The sequence below is a fragment of the Mesorhizobium sp. W050 genome (assembly GCF_054719535.1).
This window is the reverse complement of sequence record NZ_JBTTIH010000001.1, coordinates 5,541,308-5,559,334: the sequence shown is the minus strand read 5'-3', so window position 1 is coordinate 5,559,334 and position 18,027 is coordinate 5,541,308. Positions and strand designations below refer to the sequence as shown.

The following is an 18,027-nucleotide window of genomic DNA, read 5'->3' as shown; positions in this document are numbered from 1 at the left end:
GGCGCTTCACGTCGGCGGAATTCGACTTCGCATAAGTTCTTGAATCATATAAGCTTGTGCTGGGGTACCGGAACATGATGCCGAAAAGTGTGACGCGGTTTTCGGGCGACAGCATGCTCTATCTCCAGGCGACGAGGAGGGGTTTTGGCACTGGCTGCCGGCAGCACGACACGTCTGTGGACGCTTGTCGCTAAGGAGTTTTGGCGCAAGACGCGCCGGCGCCTTCGCGCGGGGCCAGTCTATCGCTGGCGCTATTCCGGGCGCACGCCCGAACGCGTCCTGATTGCACCGCCCGACCTCAGGCTCGCCGATCCGCAGATCGCGCTCGAGATCTACTATGGCCGCTATCCGCTGTCGGGACACCTCGTCGAGACCGGCGGCAAATCGCCATTCCAGATCGATGTCGCCAATCGCGGCTGGGTGAAGACGCTGCACGGCTTTCGTTGGCTGCGCCATATGCGCGCCGCCGGCACCGAGCTGGCCGCCGCCAATGCACGCGCGCTTGTCTCCGACTGGATCGCCATGCATGGCAACCAGATTTCCGGCATAGCCTGGGAGCCCGGCACCACCGCCAAGCGAGTCATTGCCTGGTTGCAACACTCCTCGGTTGTCCTACAAGGGGCCGAATTTCCGTTCTATCGCGCCTTCCTGAAATCGCTCGCCGTGCAGATCCGCTATCTCCGCTCGATGGCGCGCGAAATGCCGGACGGCAAGGACAGGCTGCGCGCTCGCATCGCGCTTGCCTTCGCCGCGCTGTCGCTGCCGGCGCCGGCCTCGGCACTGCGCGGCGCCACCCGCAACCTGGCGGAAGAACTCGACCGCCAGATCCTTCCCGACGGCGGCCATATTTCGCGCAACCCGATGGCGGTTCTCGAACTGCTCGCCGATCTCCTGCCGCTGCGTCAGACCTATGCCAATCAGGCCGAAACGCCACCGGCAGCCCTGATGGGCGCCATCGACCGCATGCTGCCGGCGCTCCGTTTCTTCCGCCATCAGGATGGCAGCCTGGCCCGCTTCAACGGCATGGGCGCGACCATCCACGACCGCATTGCCACCATCTTGCGCCACGACGACACCGCCGGCGCGCCGCTGCTGCACGCGCCGCATTCCGGCTATGAGCGGCTGTGTATGGGCGGCGTTACGGTGATTGCCGATACCGGCCCGTCGCCGGCCGTCGATGTGTCCAACGCCGCGCATGCCGGGTGCCTGGCCTTCGAACTCTCGTCCGGTCGCCAGCATTATATCGTCAATGCCGGCATCGACACCTATGGCGCTGCCGAGTTCCGGCCGCTGGCCCGTGCCACTGCGGCGCATTCGACCGCCACCATCAACGACACCTCGTCGGCGCGGTTTTCCCATTCGCTGCGCGTCAACGACCTGCTCGGCTCACCCTTGCTCGGCGGCCCGCAGCATGTGCCTTGCAAGCGCATCGACCAGAAGGGCACGCAAGGCTTCATCGCCCGCCATGACGGCTATATGCAACGCTTTGGCTTCCTGCATGAGCGCGAGCTGAAACTGTCGAGCGAGGGCAATGTGCTCGCCGGCAGGGATCGCTTCCTCCGCCCGGGCGGTGCGGCGATCCGCAACAATGGCCGCGACTTCGTCGTGGTGCGCTTCCACATCCACCCTGATATCAACCTTTTGCAGGACGAGCATGACCGCCTGGTGCTGACCGCCGACCAGGCCGACACCTGGGTGTTCACCTGCACCGAAGTGGTGCCGGAGGTCGAGGAATCGATCTATTTCGCCGGCCTTGGCGGCCCGCGCCGCAGCCGCCAGATCGTGCTCGCCTTCAAGGCCTCGGAGATCGCCGAGGTGCATTGGCAGCTCACGCGCACCGGCATCGCCGGCTATCCCGAGAACAGCTGAGCGTCGTTGCCGGCGCCGGCTTGATCGAGCTTCCGGCTTGATTTCCTGACCTCATGTGCTACGGCCCGGCAACGCTCTCCAATCAGCCCTGAAAGGCCGCCAGCCCATGGCCGTCGCCGCCAAGAACATTCCGGCACCCGACCTCGTTCCGGTCCGCCGCGCCCTGCTTTCCGTCTTCGACAAGACCGGCCTGACCGACTTCGCCAAAGGGCTGGTCGCGGCCGGCGTCGAGCTGGTCTCGACCGGAGGTACGGCAAAGGCGATCGCCGAGGCGGGGCTGGCGGTGCGTGACGTCTCGGAACTGACAGGCTTTCCCGAGATCATGGACGGCCGCGTCAAGACGCTGCACCCGTCGGTGCATGGCGCACTGCTCGGCGTGCGCGACGATCCCGAACACGCCAAGGCGATGCACGATCACCGCATCGAGCCGATCGATCTGCTCGTCTGCAATCTCTACCCGTTCGAGGAGGTCCGCCGTTCCGGCGCCGACTATGCCGCTGTTGTCGAGAACATCGACATTGGCGGCCCGGCGATGATCCGCGCTTCGGCCAAGAATCACGCCTATGTCGCCATCGTCACCGATCCCGGCGACTACGCCTCGGTGCTGAACGCGCTGGAGATGAACATCGGCTCGCTGTCGCTGGATTTCCGCCAGAAGCTGGCGGCCAAGGCCTTTGCCCGCACCGCCAGCTACGATGCGGCGATCTCCGGCTGGTTCGCCGAAACGCTTGAGATCGAGCACCCGACCTGGCGCGCCTTCGGCGGCAGGCTGGAAAGCGTCATGCGCTATGGCGAGAACCCGCATCAGAGCGCCGGCTTCTACGTCAATGGCGACAAGCGGCCCGGGGTCGCCACGGCTCGCCAGTTGCAGGGCAAGCAGCTGTCCTACAACAACATCAACGACACCGATGCCGCCTTCGAGCTGGTCGGCGAGTTCGATCCCAACCGCTGCGCCGCCGTTGCCATCATCAAGCACGCCAACCCGTGCGGCGTCGCCGAGGACGCTTCGCTGGCTGCTGCCTATGCGAGAGCGCTGGCCTGCGACCCGGTTTCGGCCTTTGGCGGTATCGTTGCCATGAACCGCATCCTCGATACCGAAGCGGCTCAGGAGATCGTAAAAACCTTCACCGAGGTGATCATTGCGCCGGACGCGTCGGAGGACGCTGTCCGCATCATCGCCGCCAAAAAGAATTTGCGACTGCTGGTCACCGGCGGTCTGCCCGATCCGCACGCCGGCGGCATCACTGTGAAATCCGTCGCTGGCGGCATGCTCGTCCAGGGCCGCGACAACGCGGTGGTCGACGATCTCGAGCTCAAGGTGGTGACCAGGCGCGCGCCGACGGCGGCCGAGATGGCCGACCTCAAATTCGCTTTCCGCATCGCCAAGCACGTCAAGTCGAACGCCATCGTTTACGCCAAGGACGGCGCCACGGTTGGCATCGGCGCCGGCCAGATGAGCCGCGTCGATTCCTCGCGCATCGCCGCCCGCAAGGCGCTCGACGCGGCGGAAGCAGCTGGCCTCGCGGAGCCGTTGACCAAGGGCTCGGTGGTCGCCTCCGACGCTTTCTTCCCTTTCGCCGACGGGCTGATCTCAGCCATCGAAGCCGGCGCCACTGCCGTCATCCAGCCCGGTGGTTCAATGCGCGACGAAGACGTCATCGCCGCTGCCGACGCGCATGGCATCGCCATGGTGTTTACCGGCGTGAGGCATTTCAGGCATTGAGCGCCTCTGCCTTTTCCCACAAGGGGAGAAGGAAAAGTGCGGCGCTATTCCACCGGCTGATCCGCCGGGTACGGCGTCCAGATCAATATCGCGATCCCCACGCCCAGGAACAGCACGATGGCCGCCATGCCGAGCCGCGCCGAGCCGCTGGCGAGCGTGATCGACGCCACCATGAACGGCGCCAGGAAACTCGTCGCCCTTCCGGCCAGCGCATAGATGCCGAAATAGCGGCCGGATTCGGCTGCGGTCACGCTGCGCGCCATGTAGGAGCGTGACGACGCCTGCACCGGTCCGAACGCCAGCCCGATCAGCAGGCCATAGAAAACGTAGGCCTTTTCCGCCGCCGTGCCGAACAGGCCGCCACTATCGGCTCCCGGCATCATCCAGGCGCCGAACAACGTGTAGCCTGGCCCGGTCGAAACGATGCCGATGGTGGCGATGCTGAGCAGGGCGAGCGAAATCATCACGATGGTCTTGGAGCCAAGCGCGGTGTCCAGCCATGCGGCAACCAGGCAGCCGACGATGGCGACGACGTTGAGAATAATGCCGAACATGCCGATCTCGGTGATCGACCAATGGAACATCGCTGCCGCAAAGGTGCCGCCCAAAGCGAGCAGCGCATTGACGCCGTCCTGATAAATCATGCGGGCGACAAGGAAGCGGAAGATGCCTTTGCGCCGGCGCACTTCAGTCAGCGTCGACTTCAGCTCCGACAGCCCCTCGCGCACCGCCGGCCCGATCGGAATGCCTTTGATGGCGTCTGGCGTGAAGAAGAACATCGGCAGGATGAACAGGAAATACCAGCCGGCCGACAGCGGCCCGGTGGCGCGCGCGTCCTCGCCGAGATTCGGGTCGAGCCCAAAGAGCGGGTCGATGCCGATGATCGTCTTGCCGGTCTCCGGCGAACCCGCCAGACAGGCGACGACAAAGATCAGCGCGATCATGCCGCCGAGATAACCAAGTCCCCAGGCAATGTTGGAGACGTGGCCGATCTCGCTCTTCGGCACCAGGCGCGGCATCATCGAATCGTTGAACACGGTCGAGAATTCCGCCGCGACCGAAGCGAGAGAAAAGAACAGCACCACCAGGAAAAGGTTCGAGCCGGGAGCGGCGAACCATAGCAGGCAAAGGCTGATGATCTTGATCGAGGCGAAGAACGCAATCCACGGCTTGCGCGGCCCGGTCTGGTCGGCAATCGAGCCGAGGATGGGCGACAAAACGGCAATGACCAGGCCCGCAACAGCGATGCCGTAGCCCCAGGCCGCCTGGCCCGAAACCGGATCGTTGGCCATGCGCGAGACGAAATAAGGGCCGAAGATGAAAGTGGTGACGACGGTGAAGAACGGCTGCGCCGCCCAGTCGAAGAACATCCACCCCCAGATGCCACGCCCGGATGCCCGCTGCACTGCATCTATCGCCGCCATGATGATTCCCCCGGACACCGCGCTTGTCGGACGCCATGTCTGCATGTTTCGAATGCTCATGCAAACCGCCAAAGATTCGCGCTGCCCCTCACCTGGATGTCGCCGCTGTCTACCTGCATAGAGACGCGAAGAAAGGCGCCGCGCCCCTACCTCCCCCTTGTGGGGAGGTCGGACCGAAGGTCCGGGTGGGGGTCGGTGCCGCACCCCCACCCCGCTGCTTCGCAGCGACCCTCCCCACAAGGGGGAGGGTAAGTCCCGAGCCTCACATCCCCGTCAGATCGCTCATCAGCCCCGAAGCCACCGACAGCCTGGACACGGTGATATCCCCGCCTTCGGTCAGCGCCTGCAGCCGCTCGCGAATGCGCGCCACGCGCTCGCCGCCGGCTTCCAGCCAGGCCGCCACAGGATCCGCCGTCCCGGCATGGCCGGCGAGAGCCGCCACCGCGATGCCGCGCCGCGCCGCGCCGATCGTGTCGGTGGCGCGCGACAGCGCCAGCTGGTCGTAATAGTCCGACGGCGTGATAGAACGCGCCGCCTCTTCGACGCGCGGAATGCGGAAGGCATCGCTGACGGCGAAGAACGCCTTGGCCGAGGCGACGACGTCGGCATTGGCCGTGCGCGCCGTCAGTGCGATGTCGGGGATCAGTCCCGCCACATCGGCCATTGCCAGCTGCCCGGCGAGCTTTTCCGGGGCGCCGGCCTTGAAGAGGCCATACCGCCTCTCCTCGACCCGCTCGCGCGAGAAGGCCGGTAGCAGCGAGAGCAGCTTCGGCTCCAGCGCCATGCGCGCCTCTTGCAGTTCGGCAATGCGCTGGCCGAGCGCTGCGGTGCCGGCATCGTTCTTCAGATACCAGCCGCTGGTCACGAAGATAAGCCGGCTGACGGACTGGTAGAGATCGAGCTGCGCCTGGCCGTCGATGTGGCTGTCCAGCGCATCGATCTCCTGATAGAGCGCCGGCAACGCGAAGCCGTCGCGCACCACGGCGAAGGTGCGCACCACGTCGGCCGCGCTGCGCCCCGTGGCTTCCTGCAGCCGGTTGACGAATGACGGTCCGCCGCGATTGACGAGATCGTTGGCGACGACGCGGGCGATGATTTCGCGGCGCAGCCGGTGGCCATGGATCTCGGCCGCATATTTCTTCGCCATCCGGTCAGGGAAATAGCCCATCAGGTCGCGGTCGAAATGCGCGTCGTCAGGCACGTCGCTGGCGACGATGTCGGAAAACAGCACGATCTTGGCATAGGCGAGCAGCACGCCAAGCTCCGCCCGGGTCAGCGGCTCGCCACGCGCCTCGCGCTCGGCAAGGGCGGCCGGCGACGGCAGCGTCTCGACAGCGCGGTCGAGCAGGCCCCGAGCCTCCAGCGCCGCCATGAACCGGCTCTGGTGCGCGATGTCGGCAAGGCCGCGCTTGCGGGCGATGGAAAGCGCCAGCGTCTGTTCGTAATTGTTGGACAGCACGAGGCCGGCGACCTCGTCGGTCATCTCGGCCAGCAGCTTGTTGCGCGCCGGCCGGGTCAGCGATCCCTTGCGCATGGCGGACGCCAGCGCGATCTTGATGTTGACCTCGACGTCGGAGCAGTTGACGCCGCCGGAATTGTCGATGGCATCGGAGTTGCAGCGACCGCCATTCATGCCGAATTCGATGCGGGCACGCTGCGTGACGCCGAGATTGGCGCCCTCACCGATCACTTTGGCCCGCACATCGAGCGCGGTGATGCGGATGGCGTCATTGGCGCGGTCGCCGACTTCGGCATTGGTTTCGCCCGAGGCCCGTAAATACGTGCCGATGCCGCCGAACCACAGAAGGTCGACGTTCGCCTTGAGGATGGCGGTCATGATCTCGGCCGGTGTCGCGGTGGTCTTGGCGAGGCCAATCGCCGCCGCCGCTGCCGCAGGCAGCGTGATCGACTTCTGGCTGCGCGAGACGATGACGCCGCCTTCCGACAGTTTGGTCTCGTCATAGTCCTGCCAAGACGAACGCGGCAGCGCGAACATGCGCTCGCGCTCGGCCATCGACGCCACTCTGTCTGGATCGGGATCGATGAAGATGTCGCGATGGTCGAAGGCGGCGATCAGCCTGGTCTGCGGCGACAGCAGCATGCCGTTGCCGAACACGTCGCCCGACATGTCGCCGACGCCGACGACGGTGAAGGGGGTGGCCTGGATGTCGCGGTTGATCTCGCGGAAATGCCGCTTGACCGCTTCCCAGGCGCCTTTGGCGGTGATGCCCATCTTCTTGTGGTCGTAACCGGCCGAGCCGCCGCTGGCGAAGGCATCGTCGAGCCAGAAACCGTGTTTCTCCGAAATGGCATTGGCGGTGTCGGAGAAGGTTGCCGTGCCCTTGTCGGCGGCGACGACGAAATAGGGATCGTCGGGGTCGCGCCTGACAACGCCGGCCGGCGGGATGACACCGTCCAGCCCGATATTGTCGGTAATCGACAACAGGCTGGAAACGAAATTCTTGTAGGCCGAGGTGCCGGCCTCGAAGATGGCGTCGCGGCCGGCGCTCATCGGCAGCTTCTTCGGATAGAAGCCGCCCTTGGCGCCGACCGGCACTATGACGGCGTTCTTGACCTGCTGCGCCTTGACCAGGCCGAGCACCTCGGTGCGGTAATCCTGGGCGCGGTCCGACCAGCGCAGGCCGCCGCGCGCAACCGGGCCGAAGCGCAGATGCACGCCCTCGACCTCGGACCCATAGACGAAGATCTCGCGCCACGGCCGCGGCGCCGGCAGGCCATCGACCGCTTGCGAGTCCAGCTTGATCGCCAGTGACTGGCCCCGCGCCTTCGTTCCCGCAACGAAATGATTGGTGCGCAACGAGGCTTCGATCAGGTTGAGATAGCGGCGGATGATGGTGTCGTCATCAATGTTAGGGACTTCCTCCAGCGCGTCCTTGATCTTGGCCTTGAGGTGCTTGGCGGCGACGACGCCTTCCGTCTCGGCGGTCGGGCCGAGACGAGCGACGAACAGTGCATGCAGGCCGCGCGCGATGTCGGGATAGCGGTTGAGCGCGGCCGCGATGAAATCCTGGCTCTGCGGGATACCGGCTTGCTGCAGGTAGCGGCCATAGGCGCGCAGAATGCTGACTTCGCCCGACCACAGGCCGGCGGTCTGGGCAAGCCCGTTATAGCTGTCATTGTCGATGTCGCCGCGCCAGACCGACAGGAACGCGTCCTCGAACAGCGCGCCGCCATCGCTGAGGTCGATCGGCTTGCCGTAGCTGTTCTCCAACTCCATGTCGTGGACGAAGACGGTGTCGCCGCCGTCCTCGCCAACTTCGAAGGTGCGCTCGCTGATGACGCGGAAGCCGATGTTTTCCAGCACCGGCACGCGACGCGACAGCGCTACCGGGCTGCCGTGGTGGTAGATCTTCAGCGCTGCCTGATGCGGTTTCTGCTCGGCATGGCGGTAATAGTCGATGGCGATCGGGTTGGCGGTGCTGATGCCGGCGATGCGCCCCGCATCCTTCAGCGCGACGGCCGCGCTGAAGGAATCGCGATAGCTCTCAGGCAGACGCGCGGCGATCGCCTTCAGCGATGGATCGCCGCCGACGGCTTCCGCAGCTTCGGCCAGCGCGTCGTCCCAGGTTCGCACGATGTCGCGGATCGCCGCTTCGATCACCGCCTGCTCGACCTTCGGCGTCTTGCCGCCGGAGCGGCCGATGATGAAATGCACACGCGCCAGCCCGCCCTCGGGGAAAGCCGGATAGTAAGCCGACAAACGGCCTTCGAAGACGGTCTTGAGATAGGTGCCGATCTTCTCGCGCACGACGCTGTCATAGCGGTCGCGCGGCACGAAGACGAGGATCGAGACGAAGCGGTCGAACTGGTCGGCGCGCACCAGCGCCCGCACCCGCGGCCGCTCGACCAGGCCGAGAATGGCCGCGGCGTGCTTCTTCAGGATCGGCACCGGCACCTGGAACAGTTCGTCGCGCGGATAGCTCTCCAGAACGTTGATCAGTGCCTTGCCGGAATGGTCGTGCCGGTCGAAGCCGGACTTGGCGATGATGGTCTCGGCCTTTGACCTCAGATACGGGATTTTCATCACCGAGCGCGTGTAGGCGGTCGAGGTGAACAGGCCAACCATGCGCAACTCGCCGGCAAGCGTGCCCTTGGCGGTGTAGGTTTTGACGCCGATATAATCGAGATAAATGCGGCGGTGCACCAGCGACTTGGCGTTGGCCTTGGTGACGATCAGCGGCTCCGGCCCATGCAGGAAGGCGCGGATTTCGGGCGTCGTCGTCACCGCCTCGGTGCCGCGCCGGAGCACCAGCACATCCGGGTCGGCGAGGATGCCGAGACCGGGTTTGTCGGCGCGCTCCAGATTGCCGCTCTCCGCGCCGCCGGAATATTTGAACTCGCGCATGCCAAGGAAAGTGAAATTGTCGTCGCGCAGCCATTCAAGGAAGGCGATGGCCTCGGCAACGCTCTTCTTGTCGAGCGGCACGGCGGAATAGCGGAATTCGGAAATCGCCTGGTCGAGACGGGCGAGCATCGGCTTCCAGTCGCTGACGGCGGCGCGCACCTGGTTGAGCATCTTGCGCAGGCGGTCGGCCAGCGCGTCGGCCTGCTCCGCCGTCAGGCGCGGAATATGGACATGGACGACGCTCAGGCGGTCGTGATTGCCATCGTCCTTGAGGGCGCTGCCGTCGCCGAGGATCTCGTCGACGCCGGCCTTGCCGTGACGCACGACGATGACCGGATGGGTGACCAAAGTCGGTTCGCCGGCAGTTTCTGTGATCTCGCCGAGGATCGAATCGAACAGGAACGGCATGTTGTCGTTGACGACGGTGATGATCGTCATCGGGCGGCCCTCGCGGGAGACGCCCGACCCGGCATCGACGGCGACGACACTTTGGCCCTTCTTGTGGGCGGCGACCGCACGTCCTGCCAGGTCGGCGGCGCGCTCCAGGTCGGCGGCGTCATAGGCGGCAATGTCTTCGGCCGGCGCGCGGGCCAGCAGATAGTCGGCGAGCCTGGCCGGCTTCCCGTCGGGTTTCACCCCGGCGGTGGCTGTTTTCTTCGGCTTAGCTGCGGATTTCACGCTCGCCATGTTGTCCTCCCGTCACATGCTTTTACGACTATGGTAGCAGATGACCGCTGTTTGGCGACAAAGGTTTGACGGCTCGATAAGAATTACAGGAATTCGACGGTCAGGCGGCGGTGAACCAGGAGGGAGACCCCATGTCCGGCAAAATCAGCGCACTTGACCTCGGTATCGCGGAACTGAGCGAGGCGACAAAAGCCTATTTCGCCAAATGTGAGGAAAAGCTCGGCCTGGTTCCCAACGTGCTTCTTGCCTATGCCTTCGACGAGAAGAAGCTGCGCGCCTTTACCGACACCTACAATGATCTGATGCTGGGTGAATCCGGCCTGTCGAAGCTGGAGCGGGAGATGATCGCGGTCGTCGTCTCCTCGATCAACCATTGCTATTATTGCCTGACCGCGCATGGCGCGGCGGTGCGCCAGCTCTCCGGCGATCCGGCTTTCGGCGAGATGATGGTGATGAACTTCCGCGCTGCCAATCTTTCACCAAAACAGACGGCGATGCTCGAATTCGCCGTCAAGCTGACGGAAGAGCCGGCAAAGATCGTCGAGGCGGACTGGGAAACACTGCGCAACGCCGGCTTCACCAACCGCGACATCTGGGACATCGCCTCGACCGCCGCCTTCTTCAACATGTCGAACCGCGTGGCGGCGGCCATCGACATGCGGCCGAACGACGAATACCACGCCATGGCGAGGTGACCAATGACGATAGATACGTCAGGCAAGTGGTGGGTTGGCAGCGAGCCCACTGACATCGGAGAATACTTGGAAGCCTATGGCGCCGACAACGCCGAGGTTCATGACTTCAGGCTCGCCCGCTGCAAGTGCGGTTCCATCTCGTTTCTCCTCGATGCCGACGATGACGAGGGTGTGGCGCGACGAACGTGCACGGTCTGCGGATCCGAGCATCTTATCTGCGACAGTGCGGAATTTTGGGACGAAGCCCAGCCGGAACGATGGGCGTGCACCGAGTGCGGCTCCGAAGCTGCAAACATCGGCGTCGGGTTTTCCATCTACCCGGAACGTGACGGCGTTCGCTGGCTTTATGTTGGCGTACGATGCGCGGCCTGTGGCGTTTTGGGATGCTTCGCCGGCTGGAAAGTTGGCACGTCTGATAGCATGGGTCTATTTGACAAAGTCTAGCTTTGAGGTTCCCATAGAAAGGCGGTCAGGATCGCGCCGCGATGGCCGCGGCGGCGCCGGCCATCGTCGTGGCGCTGATGCGGTTGGCGATCTTCATCGCACGCTTGCTCTTCAACAGTTTGCGCGCCTGTGAGGCCGCGACGACCCAGGCGAGATCGATGGCGATCAGAACCACCGCCATCGTCGCCGTCAGTTCGACCCAGCCGATGACACTCACCGAAGCGAGGTCGATGATCGTCGGCAGCAGCGCCAGATAGAACATCATGATCTTGGGATTGCCGAGCGTCACCGCCATGCCGGCAAAGAACAGCTTTGTCGCCGAATCCTCGCGCGGCATCTCGCCTTCTTTTGCGTCGACAGGTGCGGTCCACATCTTGAAGGCGAGGTAGGCGAGGTAAGCGACGCCGATCCATTTCACGACGACGAAGGCTAAATGGAAGGTCTGCGCCACGACCGCCAGCCCGAACACCGCCAGCGACAGCCAGATGGCCTCGCCGATCCACATGGCGAGCAGGAAAGGGAACACGTCGCGAAAGCCTTTCGAGATGACGCGGGCAACAAGTGCGGCGATCGACGGGCCGGGCGAACCGGCAGCGACGAACAAGGCGGCGGCGAAGATCAGGAGCGAGGTGAGGTGCATGACGGAGCCTTCGAGCGTTGGATGGCGAAGAATATCCGATCGGCGTCAATTTGGCACCCTCTGCCTGAGGGCCAACGAACGCGACACATTTCGGAGATCGGACTTGCCCGTGCCAGCGGTTTGAGAAAGGATCGCGGCCGTGAAATCAATCGTCATCCACGCCGCAAAAGACCTGCGCATCGAAGAGACCGATTCGGGCGCGCCTGGCGCCGGACAGGTCGAAATATCGGTCGAGGCCGGCGGCATCTGCGGCTCGGACCTGCACTACTACAATCATGGCGGCTTCGGCGTGGTGCGCCTGCGCGAGCCGATGATCCTCGGACATGAGGTCGCTGGCACGGTGAAGGCACTTGGCGCCGGCGTTTCCAGCCTTGCCGTCGGCGACCGCGTTGCGATTTCGCCCAGCCGGCCCTGCAATGCCTGCCGCTATTGCCTGCAGGGCATGCAGAACCAGTGCCTCAACATGCGCTTCTACGGCAGCGCCATGCCGATGCCGCATATACAGGGCGCCTTCCGCCAGCGCCTCGTCGCGGAGGCCTGGCAGTGCCACAAAATCGCCGACCATGTCTCCATCAACGAAGCCGCCTTTGCCGAGCCGTTCGCGGTAACGCTGCATGCCGTGAACCGCGCCGGTTCGCTGCTCGGCAAGCGGGTTCTGGTCACCGGCAGCGGGCCGATCGGCGCGCTGTGCATCCTGGCCGCGCGCGTCCACGGCGCGCGCGAGATCGTCGTCACCGATGTCATGGACGCGGTTCTGGCCAAGGCCAACGAGATCGGCGCCGACCGCACCATCAATGTCGCCACAGATGCCGACAAGCTCGCTGGCTACAATGTCGAGAAGGGCAGTTTCAACGTCATGTTCGAATGCTCCGGCAATGAGCGCGCGGTGCGAGCCGGGCTCGATGTGCTGAAGCCGCGCGGGGTGCTCGTGCAGCTCGGCCTAGGCGGCGACATGTCGCTGCCTCAGAATCTCATCGTCGCCAAGGAGATCGAAATGCGCGGCTCCTTCCGTTTCCACGACGAGTTCGCGCTGGCCGTCGATCTGATCAACAACCGTCGCGTCGACGTCAAGCCGCTGCTGACCGGCATCTATCCGATGGACGAGGCGGTTGCGGCTTTCGAGATCGCCGGCGACCGCAACAAATCGATGAAGGTACAGATCGCCTTCGCCTGAGCAGGGCGAGACACCCTATGAACCTTGCCCGCTCGGCATCTTGCCGCTAGAAGAACCGTCCCGACATTCATTTCGAGCTTCATTTTGCCTCAGTAACCGCCGGTCTCGCCAACTCCCTGATCACACTTGGCAGGGCGCCGCATTAAGCGGTGCCTGCTCCATTTCACGTGTTCCTCAGGCGGCGGTTCGAGACCGGTTTGGCACTGCTGAACCGTTGTCGCGCGCTTTGCCGCCCGTGACAGCTGATTTCCGACATAGCTAGCTCTCGCCACGCCGTGCCCGCATGGGCATCTCGCCATTGCCGACCTGAAGAACTTCCACACTGGAAGGTCTTCCGGCTTGTCCCAACATCTCGCTATCCGCTGGGCAATCGCGCCCGAAATCGCACCTCGACCCCTGATCCACTGCAACCGCTGCGGCGCCGTGAAAGCCTATCGCTGCAGCGACAAATTCCGCGTCAACGCCAATGGCAAACGCATTGATGTCTGGCTGATCTATCGCTGCATCGACTGCGACAATTCGTGGAATTTCGGCATTTTCGAACGCTGCAACCGCCGCGACATCGAACCCGCGCTGCTGGCAGCGCTCGAAAGCAACGATCCGGCCCTCGCCCGCCGCCATGCCTTCGATGTCGTGGCTTTGCGAAACCGGGTCGGCCGCGTCGAGGAGTTTCCCGATGTCGCCGTTCACAAACACCGGCTCGGCGGCGAAGGCCGACCCGCAGCCGCGCTTGAAATCAGGCTTGGGCTGGAAATGCCGACATCGCTGCGGCTCAACCGTCTGCTCGCCGGCGAACTCGGCATCTCCCGATCAAGGCTTCAGGCGCTGGAGGAGAAACGATTGCTGGTTGTTGTTCCCGAAGGCGCCAGAGCTTTGCGCAAGCCAGCCCGCGACGGCACGGCGATTCGCATTGACCTGGCCGACGAGCCGGATCGTGAAGCCATCATTTCGGCTGCCGTGGGTGAATGACAAGAGGGGCGAAGCACCGGTGCTTCGCCCCTCTCGAATTTAGACAATCAGACGATTACGCCGCGCCCACAACCTTGGCCGACTTCTCGAAGCGCTTGCGCTCGTTCGGGTCGAGATAGAGCTTGCGCAGGCGGATGGTCTTCGGCGTCACCTCGACCAGCTCGTCGTCCTGGATCCAGGCCAGCGCGCGCTCCAGCGTCATGCGGATCGGCGGCGTCAGTTTCACCGCCTCGTCCTTGCCGGCGGCGCGGATGTTGGTCAGCTTCTTGCCCTTCAGCACGTTCACTTCGAGGTCGTTGTCACGGCTATGGATGCCGATGATCATGCCCTGATAGACCTTGACGCCCGGGTCGATGACCATCGGGCCGCGGTCTTCGAGGTTCCACATGGCATAGGCCACTGCCTCGCCCTGTTCGTTGGAGATCAGCACGCCGTTGGTGCGGCCCGGCAGTTCGCCCTTGTAGGGCTGGTAGGCGTGGAACAGCCGGTTCATCACGGCGGTGCCGCGCGTGTCGGTCAACAGTTCCGACTGGTAGCCGATCAGTCCGCGCGTCGGCGCGTGGAAGACGATGCGCTGACGGTTGCCGCCCGAAGGCCGCAGCTCGACCATCTCGGCCTTGCGCTCCGACATCTTCTGCACGACGATGCCGGCGTGCTCCTCGTCGACGTCGATGACGACTTCCTCGACCGGCTCCAGCAATTCGCCATTTTCGCCCTTCTGCATGACGACGCGCGGACGCGACACGGCGATTTCAAAGCCTTCGCGGCGCATCGTCTCGATCAGCACGGCCAGCTGCAATTCGCCACGGCCGGAAACGAAAAACGAATCCTTGTCAGGCGATTCCTCGATCTTGAGCGCGACATTGCCTTCGGCTTCGCGCAGCAGGCGGTCGCGGATGACGCGGCTGGTCACCTTGTCGCCTTCAGTGCCGGCGAGCGGCGAATCGTTGACCAGGAAAGACATGGTCACGGTCGGCGGATCGATCGGTTGCGCATGCAACGCCTCGGTCACCGCCAGGTCGCAGAACGTGTCGGCGACGGTGCCTTTGGACAGGCCGGCAATGGCGACGATGTCACCCGCCTGCGCCTCTTCGATCGGTTGGCGCTCGAGGCCACGGAACGCGAGGATCTTGGAGATGCGCCCGGTTTCGATCTGGGTGCCGTCATGGTGGAGCACCTTGACCGCCTGGTTGGACTTCAGCGTGCCGCTCTCGATGCGGCCGGTAATGATGCGGCCGAGGAATGGATTGGCTTCCAGGATGGTGCCGATCATGCGGAACGGGCCGGGATGAACGGTCGGCTCCGGCACATGCTTGATGACGAGGTCGAACAGCGGCGCCAGGCCCTGGTCCTTCGGGCCTTCCGGATTTTCCGAGACCCAGCCATCGCGGCCAGAACCGTAGAGGATCGGGAAGTCGAGCTGCTCGTCGGTCGCGTCAAGCGCTGCAAACAGGTCGAACACCTCGTTGACCACCTCGACGTGGCGGGCGTCCGGACGGTCGATCTTGTTGATGACGACGATCGGCTTCAGGCCGACCTTGAGCGCCTTGCCGACGACGAACTTGGTCTGCGGCATGGGGCCTTCGGCGGCGTCGACCAGCACGATCGCCGAATCCACCATCGACAGGATGCGCTCGACCTCACCGCCGAAATCGGCGTGGCCGGGTGTGTCGACGATGTTAATGCGGGTGTCCTTCCAGTCGACCGAGGTCGCCTTGGCCAGGATGGTGATGCCGCGTTCCTTTTCGAGGTCGTTGGAATCCATGGCGCGCTCGGCGACGCGCTGATTGTCGCGGAAGGAACCGGATTGCCGCAGCAATTGGTCGACGAGGGTGGTTTTTCCATGGTCGACGTGCGCGATGATCGCGATATTACGAATTTTCATTTTGTGGTCTCGGGAGCGTTGCAGGCAGCAGGCCAAAAGGCGCCGCCTCTTTCGGTTGCGCGGCTCATACAGGGTTTTTCGCAATTGCGAAAGAGGAGGCGCACCACCAAATACTCATCAAATCTTAAGCATCTCGGTGTGAGATGGTTTTGTTAACCAAGGCGGGAACCTTTCTGGGCCCGGGTAGTTCGAAATTCATGACCGACAAACTCAACCGATTTTGGCCCCTCATCGCTTCGGTCGCATTCGCTGCCGTGCTGGCGGCCAATGCCGCTCAATCGGCCGCCACGGTGAAGGAAGCCAATCCGGCTTCGTCGTCCGACCGGACGGCCGAGCAGATGTTTGCCGACGCCCCTGATGGCGTCGACCCCGTGGTCACCGGCCCGGTCAGCGCCTCTTTCAAGCAGAGGCAGCAGGTTGCAGGCTGCGACAGCGCGGTGTGGCCGAAGATTCCGACGGTTTGCTACCCGGACTGACAGTTGCCCATTCCAGGCATAGCGATCCTTCGCACCGACCCAAAGGCTTACGCCGACCGCACCGGATCGAGCGTCACCTTGTAAAGCTCGATGTCGTCGCGATCCATCAGCCGCACGGTCAGCTGCTCTGTCGCCCCTGAAATGTCCACCAGGCCAAAGAACTGCAGGCCGGCCGAGGGTGGCAGGTTCTGGCCCTGTTCGGTGGTCGGCGCCTTGATGAATTTCAGCTCCGGGCCGAAGGTCATGTCGAAATCATTGGGACCGAAGGTACCGGCGTGGATCGGGCCCGAGACGAATTCCCAGAAAGGATTGAAATCCTGGAACCGCGCCTTGTCGGGGTTGTAATAGTGCGCCGCCGTGTAGTGGACATCGGCGGTCAACCAGACCGTGTTGGTGATGCCGGCAGTCTTGATGTAGCGCAACAGGTCGGCGATCTCGAGCTCGCGGCCTTTGGGCAGGCCATTGTCGCCATTGCTGATGGCTTCCGCGCCGACCTTCTTGGCGCCGTCGTCCCAGACGACGAGGCCGAGCGGCATGTCGGCGGCAATGATCTTCCAGGTCGCCCTGGAATTCGTCAGCTCGCGCTTCAGCCATTTCGTCTGCTGTTCGCCCAGCATGCGTGACTGCGGCGTCATGTCCTCCTGCATGTCGGGGCCGTTCGGGCCGCGATAGGAGCGCATGTCGAGGAAGAACACGTCGAGCAGCGGCCCATGCGCGATCTTGCGGTAGACGCGGCCGGGCTCGGACGGCTCGTAGCGGATCGTCGTCATCTCATGGAAGGCGCGCGCCGCACGCGCCGCGAGCACATGGATGGATTTTTCGGTGTAGCGGCTGTCGGCGCCGAGATTCTTCGAATCCGACCAGTTGTTCAGCACCTCGTGATCGTCCCACTGGTAGAAGGTCGGGCAGATGGCGCTCAAGGCCAGAACGTTTTTGTCCATCATGTTGTATTTCCACTGGTCGCGGTACTCATCCAGCGTCTCGGCCACCTTGCGCTTGCCGTCGATCAGGACGACGTTTTTCCACTTGCCGCCGCCAGGCAGGTCTACCTCGTCCTTCATGGCGCCATCGGCATAGATGGTGTCGCCGGAATGCAGGAAGAAATCCGGCGTGTGCCTGGCGATGGTGGCGTAGGTTTTCATGCCGGTCTCATCGATTCCCCAGCCCTGGCCGGCCGTGTCGCCCGACCAGGCGAATTTTATGTCGCGCTTCGAGGCGGGTGCTGTGCGGAAACGGCCGACGATCGGTTCGGAAACGGCGTTGATATCCGACAGGTCGGCGGCAGTCATCCGGTAGAAGATATCCTGGTCGGAGGCGAGGTCGGTAAGCAGGCGCTTGACCGTGAAGTCGCTGGCCGGCGAGGTATCGAGCGGCGCCAGCCGCGTCGCATTGGCGAAGTTTTCCGTCGACGACACTTCGAACATGACGCGCGAAGGCCGGTCGGTGCGCGTCCACACCATGCCGCTCGAGGCATCGACATCGCCGGACTGGACGCCATGGGTGAAGGCCGGGCGCTGGCTGGCGCGCGAATAATAGGGCAAAGCGAGCCCCGATGCGCCGAGCAGACCGGCGGCGCTGGCAGAGGTGACGAAAGCGCGGCGGGTCAACGAGATCTTGTTCATGGCTGTCTCCTGATGGCTTCGAACGGTGCCAGCAAGCTCCAGCTTCAATGTTT

General features: G+C 63.9%; 12 protein-coding genes. 7 read left to right on the top strand and 5 right to left on the bottom strand.

Annotated elements, in window-relative coordinates; genetic code table 11:
* Window positions 1–144 precede the first annotated feature (144 nt).
* Together ACYG9Y_RS26855 and purH are read left to right on the top strand one after the other, a co-directional pair.
* Complete coding sequence (locus ACYG9Y_RS26855) at window positions 145–1,869, top strand: heparinase II/III family protein (protein WP_023732954.1); 1,725 nt, start codon at window positions 145–147, stop codon at window positions 1,867–1,869.
* Window positions 1,870–1,975: 106 nt separating this feature from the next.
* The gene (gene purH, locus ACYG9Y_RS26850; protein ID WP_023737927.1) at window positions 1,976–3,592 is read left to right on the top strand and encodes a bifunctional phosphoribosylaminoimidazolecarboxamide formyltransferase/IMP cyclohydrolase; all 1,617 of its coding nucleotides are present in this window, start codon (window positions 1,976–1,978) and stop codon (window positions 3,590–3,592) included.
* 44 nt (window positions 3,593–3,636) lie between these two features.
* Here purH and ACYG9Y_RS26845 read toward each other — a convergent pair whose 3' ends face one another.
* Window positions 3,637–5,016 carry an MFS transporter gene (locus ACYG9Y_RS26845; protein ID WP_023737928.1) on the bottom strand — a complete coding sequence of 460 codons (1,380 nt, stop codon included), beginning with the start codon at window positions 5,014–5,016 and terminating at the stop codon, window positions 3,637–3,639.
* A 262-nt stretch (window positions 5,017–5,278) separates the two neighbouring features.
* Entirely contained in the window at window positions 5,279–10,069 is a 4,791-nt protein-coding gene (locus tag ACYG9Y_RS26840) for an NAD-glutamate dehydrogenase (RefSeq protein ID WP_023737929.1), read from the bottom strand.
* 131 nt (window positions 10,070–10,200) lie between these two features.
* Here ACYG9Y_RS26840 and ACYG9Y_RS26835 point away from each other — a divergent pair, with 131 nt between their 5' ends.
* The gene (locus tag ACYG9Y_RS26835; RefSeq protein WP_023737930.1) at window positions 10,201–10,764 is read left to right on the top strand and encodes a peroxidase-related enzyme; all 564 of its coding nucleotides are present in this window, start codon (window positions 10,201–10,203) and stop codon (window positions 10,762–10,764) included.
* Between the two features lie 66 nt (window positions 10,765–10,830).
* Window positions 10,831–11,208: a hypothetical protein gene (locus ACYG9Y_RS26830; RefSeq protein WP_198018615.1), complete on the top strand. Its 378-nt coding sequence runs from the start codon at window positions 10,831–10,833 to the stop codon at window positions 11,206–11,208.
* A 25-nt stretch (window positions 11,209–11,233) separates the two neighbouring features.
* On the opposite strand, the gene ACYG9Y_RS26825 is transcribed toward ACYG9Y_RS26830, so the two are convergent.
* Window positions 11,234–11,848 carry a LysE family translocator gene (locus ACYG9Y_RS26825; protein ID WP_023668632.1) on the bottom strand — a complete coding sequence of 205 codons (615 nt, stop codon included), beginning with the start codon at window positions 11,846–11,848 and terminating at the stop codon, window positions 11,234–11,236.
* A gap of 139 nt (window positions 11,849–11,987) precedes the next feature.
* On the opposite strand from ACYG9Y_RS26825, the gene ACYG9Y_RS26820 reads away from it, so the two are divergent.
* Together ACYG9Y_RS26820 and ACYG9Y_RS26815 are read left to right on the top strand one after the other, a co-directional pair.
* Window positions 11,988–13,022 carry an L-idonate 5-dehydrogenase gene (locus ACYG9Y_RS26820; RefSeq protein ID WP_023700191.1) on the top strand — a complete coding sequence of 345 codons (1,035 nt, stop codon included), beginning with the start codon at window positions 11,988–11,990 and terminating at the stop codon, window positions 13,020–13,022.
* Window positions 13,023–13,361: 339 nt separating this feature from the next.
* Complete coding sequence (locus ACYG9Y_RS26815; protein WP_023700190.1) at window positions 13,362–13,991, top strand: DUF1062 domain-containing protein; 630 nt, start codon at window positions 13,362–13,364, stop codon at window positions 13,989–13,991.
* 55 nt (window positions 13,992–14,046) lie between these two features.
* On the opposite strand, the gene typA is transcribed toward ACYG9Y_RS26815, so the two are convergent.
* Window positions 14,047–15,876, bottom strand: coding sequence for a translational GTPase TypA (gene typA, locus ACYG9Y_RS26810; protein ID WP_023681424.1), 1,830 nt, complete (start codon window positions 15,874–15,876; stop codon window positions 14,047–14,049).
* Window positions 15,877–16,073: 197 nt separating this feature from the next.
* Here typA and ACYG9Y_RS26805 point away from each other — a divergent pair, with 197 nt between their 5' ends.
* On the top strand, window positions 16,074–16,352 hold the full coding sequence (locus ACYG9Y_RS26805; RefSeq protein WP_023753187.1) for a hypothetical protein: 279 nt from the start codon (window positions 16,074–16,076) through the stop codon (window positions 16,350–16,352).
* Window positions 16,353–16,399: 47 nt separating this feature from the next.
* On the opposite strand, the gene ACYG9Y_RS26800 is transcribed toward ACYG9Y_RS26805, so the two are convergent.
* Window positions 16,400–17,974 carry an alkaline phosphatase D family protein gene (locus ACYG9Y_RS26800; RefSeq protein WP_023700189.1) on the bottom strand — a complete coding sequence of 525 codons (1,575 nt, stop codon included), beginning with the start codon at window positions 17,972–17,974 and terminating at the stop codon, window positions 16,400–16,402.
* Window positions 17,975–18,027 lie beyond the last annotated feature (53 nt).

Excerpts from the sequence above, each read along its gene's own strand:
- purH (WP_023737927.1), top strand. The coding sequence starts at position 1,976 with ATGGCCGTCGCCGCCAAGAACATTCCGGCACCCGACCTCGTTCCGGTC.
- ACYG9Y_RS26825 (WP_023668632.1), bottom strand. The coding sequence starts at position 11,848 with ATGCACCTCACCTCGCTCCTGATCTTCGCCGCCGCCTTGTTCGTCGCT.
- typA (WP_023681424.1), bottom strand. The coding sequence starts at position 15,876 with ATGAAAATTCGTAATATCGCGATCATCGCGCACGTCGACCATGGAAAA.
- ACYG9Y_RS26840 (WP_023737929.1), bottom strand. The coding sequence starts at position 10,069 with ATGGCGAGCGTGAAATCCGCAGCTAAGCCGAAGAAAACAGCCACCGCC.
- ACYG9Y_RS26835 (WP_023737930.1), top strand. The coding sequence starts at position 10,201 with ATGTCCGGCAAAATCAGCGCACTTGACCTCGGTATCGCGGAACTGAGC.
- ACYG9Y_RS26800 (WP_023700189.1), bottom strand. The coding sequence starts at position 17,974 with ATGAACAAGATCTCGTTGACCCGCCGCGCTTTCGTCACCTCTGCCAGC.
- ACYG9Y_RS26845 (WP_023737928.1), bottom strand. The coding sequence starts at position 5,016 with ATGGCGGCGATAGATGCAGTGCAGCGGGCATCCGGGCGTGGCATCTGG.
- ACYG9Y_RS26805 (WP_023753187.1), top strand. The coding sequence starts at position 16,074 with ATGACCGACAAACTCAACCGATTTTGGCCCCTCATCGCTTCGGTCGCA.